The organism is Arthrobacter sunyaminii, assembly GCF_018866305.1.
In the GTDB taxonomy this organism is placed as follows: domain Bacteria; phylum Actinomycetota; class Actinomycetes; order Actinomycetales; family Micrococcaceae; genus Arthrobacter_B; species Arthrobacter_B sunyaminii.
In genome coordinates, this window is sequence record NZ_CP076456.1 from 3,252,624 (window position 1) to 3,266,396 (window position 13,773).

Sequence of the window (13,773 nt, forward strand, 5' to 3'; positions counted from 1 at the left end):
CATTTGAGCCAATTTTGGCCGCGGTACTGGATGATTTGTCTATGGTCTCCCTCACTGAGCTCAGCAACGCCCTGGGCCCCCTCCTGGTCTTCCATTCCGGACGGCAGCAGCCTAACCGCCAGCTCACCGGCGTCCATGTGTCCGAGCTGGAGGACCCCACGCCGTATCTGGAGGGCGGGGAACTGCTGCTCACCACCGGCATGCCGCTGGTGCGCAATGATGCCGCTGCCGGAGAGTACGTGGCGCGGCTTCGGGACAAGGGAATTTTGGCCCTTGGCCTGGGTTTGGGCCCGTGGCTGGAGGAGGTTCCTCTGCCGGTGGCCGAGGCCTGCGCAGCGGCGGGCGTTGAACTGCTGACCGTTCCCGACGGAGTGCCGTTCCAGAACATCTCCCGGGCGTACTGGCGGTTGTCCGCCCTGAGCAGCCAGGCCGACCTCATGAGCAGCCTGGGCACCCAGACAGCCCTCGCCCAGGCGGCGATGCGCCCGGACGCGACCACCGCCGTCGTCCGCGGCCTGGCGCAGGCGCTGGGGGGCTGGGCCGCGTATCTGCCCGCCGATTCGGGGCCGTCAACCTTTTGGCCCGCCAGCGCCGAGGGGTACATTCCGCCGCTGCGCGCCGAAACCCTCCGGCTCAACCGGGCCGGAACACACTCTGCGGCCACTTTTGAAATTCACGGGCAGGCCGTTGTGGAGTATTCCATCGGCACCAGCGGACGCATCCACGGTTTCCTCGCCGTAGGCCCCGGACGCACGCTGACGGCGGCGGACCGCCAGGTGATCCTGACCGTCTGCACGCTGCTCGCGCTCAAGGCACGGCAGCGGGAGGTGGTTTCCGGCGCCACTGCGACGCTGGGCGCTGCCGTGGCCAAGCTCGTCCTTCACGGACACACGGAGGCGGCACGCATCCTCGCTGCAGACGTGGGCCTGCAGGAACTGCCCGGCCGGGTGCGCGTGCTGGGACTTACTGTCCGGGCCGGCGAGAACCCGGGACTGCTGATTCGGGCCGCTTCCGCTCTGGTTCCCGATGCCGGGCTGCCTCCCCTTCCGGACTATTCGGCCGCCGGCCCGCTGCGCCATGAGGAGGAATCAGCCCTGTACCTGGTGCTTCCGGCCCACGAAGTTCCGGCCGCGGGGCAGGAACCGGGGGCCGCGGCGTCCAGCCCTGCGGCGGCCCATCCGCACCTGGCCGGAGCCCTGAGCGAGCCGGTCCCGCTGGGGGAAGCGGCGTCGGTGATGCCGGCCGTCCGGCGGGCCCTGCGGCAGGCACCGCCCGGTTCGCTGGTGGGGACCGGAAGTGACAGCAATTCCCGGGCGCGTGAATGGGTGACTCTTCTGCAGGGCTACCCGCGGGCGGACCTGGTGGGCACAGTGACCGAGTATCTGCGCCACCGCGGCCACTGGGAAAACGCCTCCCGCAGCCTGGGTGTGCACCGCAACTCGCTGCGGCACCGCATCGGCCTTGCTTCCTCGCTGCTCGGTGTGGACCTGGATGATCCCGATGTCTTTGCACCGCTGTGGATGGAGCTGCGGCACTACGAAAGGTGATCGGTTGGCTGCCTCTCGGCCTCTTCGCTGCGCAGCCAGGAGAGCACACTGTCCGTGTGCTCGCCCAGCCGGGGCGGGGCCTGGACGCGCGGTGCCAGCGGCGGCTCCCAGACGGCGGGGTGCCGCAGCTGCCGCCCGCTCACGGCGCCCGAGGCGTCCCGGACCTCGATGGTGGGTTCCAGTCCCAGCGATTCGGCGTAGGCAATGCCGTCATCAATGCCCGCGACCCGGCCGGCCGGCACGCCGGCCCGCGTCAGCCGTTCCTGCCATTGGGCAGCCGGAGCCGCCGCCAGCAGCTCTTCCAGCAGCGGCACCAGCGCCTCACGGTGTTGCACACGGGCACTGTTCGTTGCAAAGCGCCCGTCAGCGGCCAGGTCCGGCGCTCCCAGCTCCGCGGCGAGGCGGCGAAACTGTGCGTCATTGCCGCAGGCGACGGCAAGCGGTCCGTCAGCGCATTCAAGGAGTTGATACGGCACGATCGACGGGTGGGCGTTGCCCATTCTGGCCGGCACCGCTCCGGCCCCCAGGAAGGCCTGCCCCTGATTGGCCAGGGCTCCCTGCAGGCTGGAGAGCAGATTCAGCTGGACGTGGCTGCCGCGCCCGGTCGCGCGGCGGGCCTGGAGGGCGGCCAGTACGGCAATGGTGGCGTCCTTGGCCGTCAGCACGTCCACCAGCGCGACGCCGGCCTTGTACGGAGCACCGTCGGCTTCCCCCGTGATGCTCATCAGTCCGCCAAGGGCCTGGACGATGAAGTCATATCCGGGAATGTCCCTGCCGCCGGTTGTTCCGAAGCCGGAGATGGAGGCATACACCAGCCCGGGATTCGCGGTGCTGAGTTCGGCGTACCCCAGGCCCAGCCGGTCCAGTCCGCCGGGCTTGAAGTTCTCCACCAGCACGTCCGCACGCAGTGCCAATTCCCGCGCCGCCTGCAGATCGTCAGGGTCGCTGAGGTCCAGGCAGACGGACTCCTTGTTCCGGTTCACCGATTCAAAATACGTTGAACCTGTTTCCGACCAGGGCGGCCCCCAGCTGCGGGTGTCATCACCGGCTCCCGGGCGTTCCACCTTCACGACCCGGGCGCCCAGGTCCGCCAGCGTCATGGTGCACAGCGGGCCTGCCAGCACGCGGGAGAAATCTGCAACCAGGATCCCGTCAAGCGGCCGCTGGCCCGCGGCGTCCGCTGCGCAGCCTGCCGCTGATCCATCCAGTGCGGCCGGTCCGTCCGGCGATGCTGAATTCACCATCTGTATGCTCCCCTGTTCCCCGGCGGACTTTCTTTCAGGGAATTCCCCCTGTGTCACTCGTCACGCCGGACGGTGCATCCAGCTTAGACACGGGCCGGACCGGAGATTTGGACGAATTGTCCTGCCGCAGGGCGCTCTGCACACCGGACGCGGCGTGCGGGCCTAACTGGACAGGGATTGTGCGCGGCAGGTGGGCAACCGGCGGGAAAAAGAAAAAACCCCCGGAAAACCGGGGGTTTTAGTCTGTAGCGGTGGGGAGGCTCGATCTCCCGACCTCACGATTATGAGTCGTGCGCTCTAACCAACTGAGCTACACCGCCACTAAATGAGTGAAGCCCGCGTCCCTAAATTGGCCTCTGCAAAAACAAACAGCCTTAGCAACACGGGCCCTCCCATTGAGAGCCCCGACCGGGAATCGATCCCGGGACCTCCATCTTACCAAGATGGCGCTCTACCACTGAGCTATCGGGGCAACGAGTAAATACTTTACCAGTAGTTTTCGAGAACATGAAATCGGGCAAAAACCGCACAGATAAAGTGATCCGGGCCACTCTGAGGTGCGGGGAAATCGGCAGCTTCCCGAGCCCGCCGCTCCGCCTGGAAGTGGTGCCCCGAAGGAGGGTTTTCCGCCAATAGTCAGTATGCTTAGGGGACGAGAAAGTAGGCATAGTGACAGATTCACCGCAGCACCCGGACGGTGCCCTGTTGGGCGGTCGCTACCGTTTGGAGCAACAAATCGGTGCCGGCTCCATGGGCACCGTTTACCGCGCCCGGGATGAATTCCTGGGCCGCGACGTAGCCGTGAAGGTGGTCCGGACTTCGGCTGCCACGGCAGAAGAACAAGAGCAGGCCGACGCCGAGGCGAAGATCCTGGCACGGCTGAACCACCACAGTCTCGTGACTCTGCTCGACGCCGGGACACATCTCGCCGCTCCCGGTATCCAGCAGGTGTACCTGGTGATGGAACTGGTGGAGGGTGCGGATCTGCGGCTGCGGCTTCAGGACGGACCGCTGGCTCCCCGCAAGGTGGCCCAGCTGGGCTATGACCTCGCGGTGGGTCTGGATTACATGCATCGCGCCCACGTGGTGCACCGGGACGTCAAACCGGCCAACATCATGCTCTTTGACTACCGCGGTGACGACGCCCGCCTCCGCGCCAAGCTCACCGATTTCGGCGTGGCGTTGATTGCCCGGGAGCCGCAGCCGCAGAACGGAACCTTCACCGGCACCGCTGCGTACATGAGCCCGGAGCAGGCCCGCGGCGAGGCGGTAGGCACGGAATCGGACATCTACTCGCTGGGCCTGGTGCTCCTGCAGTGCCTCACCGGCGTACCTGCCTACCCGGGGCCCGCCCTGGAGAGTGCTGTGGCACGCCTCCTGCGCACCCCTGCCATCCCCGAGGACCTCGAGGATGGGTTCCGGAGCCTGCTGACCGCCATGACGGCTCTAAAGCCCTGTGACCGTCCGTCCGCCCACGAGGCTTCCCTCGCCCTGTATGAACTTGCGGTGGCACCCCGCGCCCGCCACCGGATGAGCCTGCCGCTGATTCCGGCCGACGAAGCCGAGCGCATCGCGGCTGTGCGGCGCTACAACCTGCTGGACACTCCCCCGGACGGTGCCTTTGACCGCATCACGGCCCTGGCTGCACGGCTGTTCTCCGTGCCGGTGGCGATAGTGAGTGTGGTGGACACGGACCGAATCTGGTTCAAGTCCCACCACGGAACTGACGTCAAGCAGATCGGCCGGGACCCGGGACTGTGCGCCTCGGCAATCCTGCAGGACGATGCCTGGGTGGTGTCCGACGCGCGGGTGGATCCGCGGACTCTGGCCAATCCCCTGGTGGCCGGCGAGTTTGGGATGCAGTTCTACGCCGGGGTGCCGCTGCAGACCCGCGACGGCTACAACCTGGGCACCCTGTGCGTCTTGGACCGGGAGCCACGGGAATTCACGGAAAACGATGTTCAGACTCTCGAGGACCTGGCCGCCATCGTCATGAATGACTTGGAACTGCGGCTGGAGAGCCAGCGCACGCTGGTCTCCTGAACTGCATGACCGGGCCGTGACGCACCGGGCTTCCCGGACTCCCCGGGCTCCCCGGACTCCCGAGAGACTTCCACACGCAGAAAAGGAAAGGCACCTCCGATAATTCGGAGGTGCCCTTCCTGTGCGTCAGTAACTTATCTCAGAGCGGTCGCGCCTCTCGGCGCTGCCCCGCCTAAAGCCCGGTGCTTAGTCGCGGAAACGCGGTGCGCGGGTACCGGCCGGCTTGAAGCCGCCGCGGTCGCCGTCGCGCTTCTTGAAGCCGCCGCGGTCGCTGCCGCTGCGGTCACCGAAGCTGCGCTCGCCGTCGCGCTTCTTGAAATCCTTCTTGAAGCCGCCGCGGTCGCCGCGGTCATTGAAGCCGCCGCTTTCGCGTTCGCGGGCCGGCTTGCGGCCGTTGTCCAGCTCGAGGTGGATCAGCTCGCCGCCAATCCGGGTGCGGGACAGAGCGCGCAGCTGGTCCTGGCTGAGGTCAGCCGGGAGCTCAACGAGCGTGTGGTCGGCGCGGATGTCGATGCCGCCGATCTGTGCGGAGGACAGTCCGCCTTCGTTGGCAATGGCGCCAACGATGGAGCCGGGCATGACGCGCTGGCGGCGGCCGACAGCGATGCGGTACGTCGCATTGCCTTCGGTCAGCGGGCGTGTCGGGCCGCGGGATCCGTTGCCGTCGTTGCGGCCTTCGGAGCGCTCACGCTGGCGGGCCGGAGCCTGGGGAATTTCTTCCATCAGCAGCGGGCGGCCGCCCTGTGCCATGACGGCCAGTGCAGCGGCAACTTCCTCGGCGGTGACGTCGTGGTCGGCGAGGTAGGTCGTGACCAGGTCGCGGAACACCGAGACATCCTCGGATGCCAGGGTTTCGGTGATCTGCTCGGAGAACTTCGCCAGGCGCTTGTTGTTCACAATGTCGATGCTCGGAAGCTGCATGTGCTCAACGGGCTGGCGGGTGGCCTTTTCGATGGCCCGCAGCAGGTACTTCTCGCGCGGGGTCATGAAGAGGATCGCGTCGCCGGTGCGTCCTGCACGGCCGGTACGGCCGATGCGGTGGACGTAGGACTCCGTGTCGTGCGGAATGTCGTAGTTGATGACATGGCTGATGCGCTCAACGTCAAGGCCGCGGGCGGCGACGTCGGTGGCAACCAGGATGTCGATCTTGCCGCTGCGCAGGGCCTCGACGGTGCGCTCGCGCTGCTGCTGCGGGATGTCACCGTTGATTGCTGCGGCCAGGTAACCGCGGGCCTTGAGCTTGTCAGCCAGGTCCTCGGTGGCCATCTTGGTGCGGACGAAGGCGATAACGCCGTCGTAGTCTTCGCTTTCCAGGATGCGGGTCATCGCGTCCAGCTTGTGCGGGCCCATGACCTGCACGTAGCGCTGGCGGGTGTTCGCACCGGTGGTCGTCTTGGACTTGACCGTGATTTCCGCCGGGTTGTTCAGGTACTTCTTGGCGATCTTGCGGATGGCGCCGGGCATGGTGGCGGAGAACAGTGCCACCTGCTTGTCGGCGGGCGTGGTCGCCAGGATCTGCTCGACGTCCTCGGCGAAGCCCATGCGGAGCATTTCGTCAGCCTCGTCCAGAACCAGGTACTGCAGGTTGGACAGGTCCAGGGAACCCTTGGAGATGTGGTCGATGACGCGTCCCGGGGTACCGACAACAACCTGGGCGCCGCGGCGCAGGCCGGCCAGCTGGGGGCCGTAAGCGGAGCCGCCGTAGACGGGCAGGACGGTGAAGTTGTCCATGTGCTTGGCGTAGGAAGCGAAGGCATCAGCGGACTGGAGGGCCAGTTCGCGGGTCGGTGCCAGCACCAGGATCTGGGTGTCCTTGGTGGCGGGCAGGCCGGCCATCAGGGACAGGGCGGGAACAGCAAACGCGGCAGTCTTGCCGGTACCGGTCTGCGCCAGGCCGACGACGTCGCGGCCTTCAAGCAGGAGGGGGATGGTGGCTGCCTGGATGGGGGACGGCTTTTCGTAGCCGACGTCAACCAGGGCCTGCAGAACGCGGGCATCAAGACCGAAATCGGTGAAGAGAACCTGGTTCTCTTCGGCTGCTTCGGGAGCGGCGGTTGCTGCGGTGTCAGTGTTTTCTACAGTGTCAAGCAAAAGAAATAATCCTCATTCATTGGGACCGCGCGGCCAATACCGGCCGCAGGACGTAAGTCCGGCGCTGTTGCAATCCCATGGCAGGACTTTCCGTCACAGCTGTAGGCCAATTTCACTGGATTGTGAGGCGTGGCCGGTGTGACGATTTCTTTGCCGGCGCTCCCAAAAAGATGAATCTGCCCGCATTCGAAAACGCGAGCCCCAACACAACGTACCTAACGGTCAGAAACCGTAGGAAAATAAGGGAATACCGGAGTGGGGGATGTTTCAAGTGTACGGCATGCCGGGGGTGGCCCGTCCACAGTTGCCGGTGAGCTTGGGCACACGGGCCCATAATCAGCTGTTTTGGCCGGTCTCCCGGCTCTCGATTTTGCTGGTTTGACGGCGTTTTCGGAGTTCGCTTGATCTTTTGGGTTTATTGGGCGGCGGGCGCGGTTTCCCGGGACTGCCGTGATTCCAGGGTGCGCAGGACCTTCTTGATTTCCGGGGACAGCACCAGTCCCCCTGCAGCCTCCGCGTCGGCCAGCAGCCCGGCCTGTGCCGGACTGAGCCCGCGGAAAACATCGCCGGAGGTCACCCCGTGTTCCGGACGCCGAATAACAGTCACCGGGTCTCCTGCGCTGATGGTCCCGTTGCGGACAACGCGCAAATAGGTTCCCACCCGGCCGGCCGCCGCGAACCGCTTCACCCAGCCGGGCTGCTCCATCCGCTGGGCAAAATTCCGGCACGGCGTGCGGGGGCAGGTCACTTCCAGGATGGTCCGGTCCCCGATCTGCCAGCGCTCACCGATCACGGCCTCGGATACCGGAAGGCCCGCAATCCGCAGGTTTTCCCCGAAGCGGCCCGGAGGAATGTCCGTACCCAGTTCGCCTGCCCAGTAGTCGGCGTCGTCCTGCGAATAGGCGTAAACGGCCTTGGATTCCCCGCCGTGGTGTTTGCGGCTGGCCTGGATGTCCCCGCTCAAACCGAGACCGTGAACCTTCACGGGCCCGACGACGGGACGCTTGTCGATTGCCGTCACGCCGGTGGAATCTGTGGTGGGCAGCAGTTCGTGGACGCGGCACACGGCCAGCAGGGTTCCCGGGGTCATGCGGATGATTCTACGAGGCTGGTTTGTGTTCCGCACGACACTCGGCGGGCAGTGACCGGATACTACGGCTGAACGTTCTTCACGGGAGCCAGCGGGATCTGTTCCGAAACGGACTGTTTCCACCAGCGCTGCGGGCGGCTCTTCCACAGCGCGACGAGCCACCAGGCCATCAGGCCCACTCCCCAGAAGACACCGACGCTGGAGGCCATGAGCCATGCCTCGGGTATTTGGGAATCAAGGTTTGGTGCCCCCATGAGCCAGCCAATGGCCTTGGGCGAGAGTAGGAAAACCACAAAGGATGAGACCAGCAGGACCATGCCCCAGCGGTGAACCCCTGTTCCCTGCTGCGTAAAGTCCGCGATGTTCCGCCAGAGGACCGGGATGAAGAGGGCCGCCCACACCCAGTGGTGCGACCAGGAGACCGGTGAGATCAGCAGCATGAGGAGCGCGGTTGCAGCCAGGGCAGTGATCAGGTCTCCGCGGTTGCCGGCGAGCCGGATGATCACGGCCGCCGCAGCAATCATCAGCAGGGACAGCAGCAGCCAGGGCAGGTCCACGGGGAAATCCGGTCCGGTGAAATGCAGGATGGCGCCCTTGATACCCAGGTTGTCCACATATCCGGCCCCGCCAATCCGGGAGGTGTCGGGCAGCAGCTCGGCCCAATAGGTGCGTGATTCCCGCGGCAGGATCAAGAAGCCAAGCCCAAAGGTAGCCAGGAAGCCAAAGGTCATGTTGCGCAGGCCGCGCCAGTCTCCGCGCGCCAGGTAATACAGGCCGAACACCAGCGGCGTGAGCTTCAAGCCGGCAGCGACGCCGGTCAGCAGTCCCGTGGGCCAGGTGTCCCGCTTAATCAGGAAGTCCGCCATGATCAGCCCGAACAGCAGAATGTTGATTTGCCCGAACGCCAGGGTTTCCCGCCAGGGTCCCAGCAGGATCACGAAACCAATGCCGGCCAGGGCCAGCGGACGCAGCCACTGGTGCTTGAGGACGGCGCGCACTCCCGGCTGCCGGAAGGCGTAGGCAACACCCAACACGGCAGTGGCTGCGGCGATCAGCAGCGAGATGCCGGTGAAAATGTTGAGTCCGAGGCTCTGCCCGAACGGCGCCAGAACAGCGAACAGGAGCGCCGAAAAAGGCGGATACGTGAACAGGAGGCTGCTGCCCTCGCGGTACCGCAGTTCCTTGGTGTAGAGCTCGCCTCCGGCGTCGATCACGCTCTGTCCACCGGTCAGGTACACGCTGAAATCCAGCCCGTGCCGGGGGGAAATCACAAAGGCTGCAGTGATCATGAGTGCCGCAGCGAACAGCGCCGCCAGAGTTACTGCCAGCCGGGCCATTCCGGATCGGGTCTTCAGGCCCATGATTCTCCCTGCACTACAGCCAACCGAGATATTAACGCTCGCAAGTCTACCGGGGGCCGCGCATCGGTGAACTGTCCGGGGCACAGGATAGGCTGGGCGCAGTCAATCCATCATTGGAAGGTTGCTCATGTCCGCACCGCTTTTGGCCATCGTTAATGCCCGCGTTGTTCCCGTCACTGCGCCGCCGTTCGACGGCACGGTGGTGCTGGAAGACGGCAGGATTCGGGAGCTTGGCCCGGACGTCACCGTTCCGGAGGGAGCGCAGGTCATCGATGCCGGCGGCCAGTGGCTGCTGCCGGGCCTGGTCGACGCGCACACCCACCTCGGCGTGCATGAAGAGGGCGAAGGCTGGGCCGGCAACGACACGAATGAAATGACGGACCCGGTGATGGCCGGGGTCCGCGCTATCGACGGCGTCAACCCGCACGATCTGGGTTTCGATGATGCGCTCGCCGGAGGGGTCACCGCAGTGAACATCAACCCCGGTTCGGGCAACCCCATCGGCGGTCTGGCCGTGGCCCTGCACACACACGGGCGGTACGTGGAGGAAATGGTCCTCCGCTCCCCCAGCGGCCTGAAGTCCGCCCTCGGCGAGAATCCCAAGCGCGTGTACAGCGACAAGAAGCAGACCCCGTCCACCCGGCTGGGCACGGCGCTGGTGATCCGCAAGGCGTTCATGGATGCACAGAACCACATGGGAAAGAACGACGACGACGACCGCGACCCCCAGCTCGAAGCCCTCGCCATGGTGCTGCGCCGGGAAATCCCGTGGCGCCAGCACGCCCACCGCGCCGACGATATCGGCACGGCCCTGCGGCTGGCCGACGAGTTCGGCTATGACCTGGTCCTGGACCACGGCACCGAGGCCCACCTGCTGGCAGACGTCCTGGCCGAGCGCGGGGTGCCGGTGCTGATCGGACCCCTGTTTACTACCCGTTCCAAGGTGGAGCTGCGCCAGCGGAGCATGGAAAACCCGGGCAAGCTGGCCGCAGCGGGCGTGGAAATCTCCATCATCACCGACCATCCGGTGGTGCCGATCAACTTCCTGATCTATCAGGCAGCCCTGGCGGTGAAGGAAGGACTGGATCCCGAGACAGCCCTGCGTTCGGTCACCATCAATCCCGCCAAGGTCCTGGGCCTGGCAGACCGCATCGGTTCGCTTGAGCCGGGCAAGGACGCCGACGTTGTGCTCTGGAGCGGAGATCCGCTCGATGTCATGCAGCGGGCGCTGACCGTGTGGATCGGCGGACGCGAGGTCTACCGCTATGACACCCAGACCCGGACGCCCGTAGTGGCCGGCCGCCAGTGACCAGACCCGCAGACCGCAGCCCCGTGACGAACAATCCCCGCACTCCTCTGCCCAAGATCATCCGGGCCGCTTTCGGAGCCTGGCTGGCGGCGGCCGTTCTCGTGGCCGTGGCCGGGATTTCCTTCATCACGTCAGCCCAGACCCAGCACCGCGACGGCGCCGCACTCACCAGTTTGGGGCTGGTGACCCTGGCTGTGGCGGTGGTGATGGGGTTTTATGCGCTGCGCCTGCGGACCGGGAAACGCAGCGCACGCGAGACACTCACCACCGTGGGCATGATTCTCGGGATACCGCTGCTGTTCCGCGGCCCGGCGCTGGTCGCCCTCGGCGCCGTCCTGCTGCTGTGTGTGCTGCTGCTGTGGCTGCCGCAAAGCAGCAGGTTCTTCCAGGAACGAGATCCCAAGGCCCGCCGCCGGCTCCTGGGCCGGCGGCGGCCTTAAGGCTGCAGGTTTCCTACAACTGGTCCAGTGCCTGCTGCAGGTCCGCGATTAGGTCTTCGAGATCCTCGATGCCCACGGAAAGCCGCAGCAGGTTCTCCGGAACGGCAAGCTCGGTGCCCTTGACTGATGCGTGCGTCATTTCCGACGGATAATTCATCAGCGACTCGACCCCGCCCAGCGACTCCGCCAGCGTGAACACACGGGTGGATTCGGCCACCTTCCTGGCCGCGGCCTCGCCGCCCTTGAAGGACACTGAGACCATTCCGCCGAAGTCCTTCATCTGGGCCTTGGCCAGGTCGTGTCCGGGGTGGTCTTCCAGCCCCGGATAGAGCACGTTTTCGACGGCGGGCTGGTCCCGCAGCCACTTGGCGACCGCCATGGCGTTGGACGAATGCCGGTCCATCCGCACACCCAGGGTCTTCAGTCCGCGCGTGGTCAGCCAGGCTTCCATCGGAGCGGACACCGCGCCGACCGCAAACTGGATGAAGCCGATCTTCTCGGCGGCGGCGTCGTCGTTCAGGATGACCGCGCCGCCAACGGCGTCGGAATGCCCGCCGATGTACTTGGTGGTGGAGTGCACCACAATGTCCGCGCCCAGTGCCAGCGGCTGCTGCAGGTACGGGGAAGCGAAGGTGTTGTCGACAACCAGCCAGGCCCCGGCGTCGTGCGCGGCCTGCGCGACGGCGGCAATGTCGGAAATCTTCATCATGGGGTTCGACGGCGTTTCCAGCCACACCATTTTGGTGTTGCCGGCGGCGATGGCCCGGGTGAGGGCGCCGACGTCGGACATGTCCACTGCGGCGTTGGTGATGCCCCACGCGGAGAGAACCTTGTTGATCAATCGGTAGGTGCCGCCGTAGGCGTCGTTGCCGAGCACAATGTGGTCTCCGGGGGCCAGGAGGGCGCGGATCAGGGCGTCCTCCGCGGCCAGGCCGGAACTGAAGGAGTACGCGTGGGCGCCGCCCTCCAGTGCGGCCAGCTGGTCCTGCAGCGCATCGCGGGTGGGGTTGGTGCCGCGGCCGTATTCGTAGCCGTTGCGCAGTCCGCCAATGCCGTCCTGGGCGTAGGTGGTGCTTTGGTATAGCGGCGGAATGACCGCACCGGTGGTGGGGTCCGGGGTTTGGCCCGCGTGGATGGCGCGGGTGTTGAAGCCTTCGCTCATGGTTTGCTCCCTTGCTTCAGGATGGATGTCGGTTAGACGCTCATGTAGGACAGCAGGTCATGCCGCGTGAGTATTCCCACCGGCGCGCCCTCTGAGGTGACCATGACGGCGTCGTTCTCCTGCAGTTTTTCCTTGGCGGCAGCCACGGAGTCCCCGGCACCGACCATCGCCAGCTGCGGTCCCATGTGGTCCCTGATGCTGTCAGTGGGCTTGGCCTCGCCGCGGAACAGCTTCTCCGTCAGCGAGCGCTCGTCCACTGATCCGAGGACCTCGCCGATGCGCACCGGCGGTTCCTGCGACAGGACCGGAATGCACGAGACACCGTACTCGTTCAGGATGTTGATGACGTCCAGGACCGTCTCGTTGGGATGGGTGTGCACCAGGTCCGGCAGCGAGGCGTCCTTGGTGGCCAGCACGTCGCGGACGGCGGCTTCCTGCTCCGGGCCCTGCAGGAAACCGTAGGAGCGCATCCACTCATCGTTGAAGATCTTGCCCATGTAGCCGCGGCCGCTGTCCGGCAGCACCACCACCACCACGTCGTCGGGGCCCAGGTCGCGGGCAGCGCGCAGGGCCGCCACTACTGCCATGCCGGAGGAGCCGCCTACCAGCAGGCCTTCCTCCCGGGCGAGCCGGCGGGTCATGGCGAAGGACTCCGCATCGTTCACGGGAATCACCTCGTCCGGAACGGACGGGTCATAGTTGCCCGGCCACATGTCCTCGCCTACGCCCTCCACGAAGTAGGGACGTCCCGTGCCGCCGGAGTAGACCGAGCCCTCCGGATCGGCGGCAATGATGCGCACCGGGCCGGTTGGACGGTCGGCGGAGATGTCCTTGAGGTAGCGGCCGGTGCCCGTGATGGTGCCGCCCGTGCCGGCGCCGGCCACGAAGTGGGTCACCGTGCCGTCGGTGTCCGCCCAGATCTCCGGGCCCGTTGACTCATAGTGGCTTTCCGGGGCGGAGGGGTTAGAGAACTGGTCCGGCTTGTAGGCGCCGGGGATTTCCCGGACCAGGCGGTCGGAGACTCCGTAGTAGGAGTCGGGGCTGTCGGGTGCGACGGCGGTGGGTGTCACCACCACTTCGGCGCCATACGCGCGGAGCACATCGCGTTTTTCCACCCCCACCTTGTCCGGCGTGACGAAGATGCAGCGGTAACCCTTTTGCTGTGCCACCAGTGCCAGGCCGACGCCGGTGTTTCCGCTGGTGGGCTCGATGATGGTGCCGCCGGGCTTCAGCTTGCCTTCCCGTTCAGCGGCCTCGATCATCCGGACCGCGATGCGGTCTTTGATGGATCCGCCCGGGTTCAGGTATTCCAGCTTCACGAGCACCGTGGCCGCGATGCCATCGGTAACGTGGTGCAGCTTCACCAGCGGGGTCTTGCCGATCAGGTCCAGGACAGTATCTGCAAACTTCATGTGCAACACGTTACTTGTTCGGTTCCACGGGTCCAGCTTTCCCCGGAACCCGGCGTAGCAAAAGCCACACCGCC

At 65.9% G+C, this 13,773-nt stretch carries 10 protein-coding genes and 2 tRNA genes; 4 read left to right on the top strand and 8 right to left on the bottom strand.

Annotated features, from left to right (window positions below; all coding sequences use genetic code 11):
• The first annotated feature begins 41 nt into the window (after positions 1–41).
• Positions 42–1,547 (top strand): PucR family transcriptional regulator, encoded by a 1,506-nt coding sequence (locus KG104_RS14700; RefSeq protein WP_207347855.1) that lies wholly within the window; start codon positions 42–44, stop codon positions 1,545–1,547.
• Here the strand turns inward: KG104_RS14700 and KG104_RS14705 are convergent.
• From KG104_RS14705 to KG104_RS14715, 3 genes are all read right to left on the bottom strand, one after another.
• Entirely contained in the window at positions 1,535–2,791 is a 1,257-nt protein-coding gene (locus KG104_RS14705; protein WP_207347854.1) for a CaiB/BaiF CoA transferase family protein, read from the bottom strand. The two genes, KG104_RS14700 and KG104_RS14705, sit on opposite strands and share 13 nt — an antisense overlap.
• A 246-nt stretch (positions 2,792–3,037) precedes the next feature.
• Positions 3,038–3,111: transfer RNA gene (locus KG104_RS14710), tRNA-Met, on the bottom strand.
• An 80-nt stretch (positions 3,112–3,191) separates the two neighbouring features.
• Positions 3,192–3,263, bottom strand: a tRNA-Thr gene (locus KG104_RS14715).
• A gap of 197 nt (positions 3,264–3,460) precedes the next feature.
• Here KG104_RS14715 and KG104_RS14720 point away from each other — a divergent pair.
• Positions 3,461–4,834, top strand: coding sequence for a protein kinase domain-containing protein (locus tag KG104_RS14720; protein WP_237688603.1), 1,374 nt, complete (start codon positions 3,461–3,463; stop codon positions 4,832–4,834).
• Between the two features lie 186 nt (positions 4,835–5,020).
• Here the strand turns inward: KG104_RS14720 and KG104_RS14725 are convergent, their stop codons facing one another.
• The 3 genes from KG104_RS14725 to KG104_RS14735 all read right to left on the bottom strand — a co-directional run bounded on the left by KG104_RS14725 (position 5,021) and on the right by KG104_RS14735 (position 9,376).
• Positions 5,021–6,925 carry a DEAD/DEAH box helicase gene (locus tag KG104_RS14725; protein WP_207347853.1) on the bottom strand — a complete coding sequence of 635 codons (1,905 nt, stop codon included), beginning with the start codon at positions 6,923–6,925 and terminating at the stop codon, positions 5,021–5,023.
• Positions 6,926–7,340: 415 nt separating this feature from the next.
• Positions 7,341–8,015 (bottom strand): MOSC domain-containing protein, encoded by a 675-nt coding sequence (locus KG104_RS14730; protein ID WP_207347852.1) that lies wholly within the window; start codon positions 8,013–8,015, stop codon positions 7,341–7,343.
• 62 nt (positions 8,016–8,077) lie between these two features.
• On the bottom strand, positions 8,078–9,376 hold the full coding sequence (locus KG104_RS14735) for a glycosyltransferase 87 family protein (RefSeq protein ID WP_237687096.1): 1,299 nt from the start codon (positions 9,374–9,376) through the stop codon (positions 8,078–8,080).
• Positions 9,377–9,503: 127 nt separating this feature from the next.
• Here KG104_RS14735 and KG104_RS14740 point away from each other — a divergent pair, with 127 nt between their 5' ends.
• Positions 9,504–10,685 carry an amidohydrolase gene (locus tag KG104_RS14740; RefSeq protein ID WP_104052841.1) on the top strand — a complete coding sequence of 394 codons (1,182 nt, stop codon included), beginning with the start codon at positions 9,504–9,506 and terminating at the stop codon, positions 10,683–10,685.
• Positions 10,686–10,708: 23 nt separating this feature from the next.
• Positions 10,709–11,125 (top strand): hypothetical protein, encoded by a 417-nt coding sequence (locus KG104_RS14745; protein WP_207347851.1) that lies wholly within the window; start codon positions 10,709–10,711, stop codon positions 11,123–11,125.
• A 13-nt stretch (positions 11,126–11,138) separates the two neighbouring features.
• On the opposite strand, the gene KG104_RS14750 is transcribed toward KG104_RS14745, so the two are convergent.
• Together KG104_RS14750 and KG104_RS14755 are read right to left on the bottom strand one after the other, a co-directional pair.
• Positions 11,139–12,287, bottom strand: coding sequence for a cystathionine gamma-synthase (locus KG104_RS14750; RefSeq protein WP_104160397.1), 1,149 nt, complete (start codon positions 12,285–12,287; stop codon positions 11,139–11,141).
• Between the two features lie 32 nt (positions 12,288–12,319).
• Positions 12,320–13,699, bottom strand: a complete 1,380-nt coding sequence (locus KG104_RS14755) for a cystathionine beta-synthase (protein ID WP_104160396.1) — start codon at positions 13,697–13,699, stop codon at positions 12,320–12,322.
• Between the last annotated feature and the right edge of the window lie 74 nt (positions 13,700–13,773).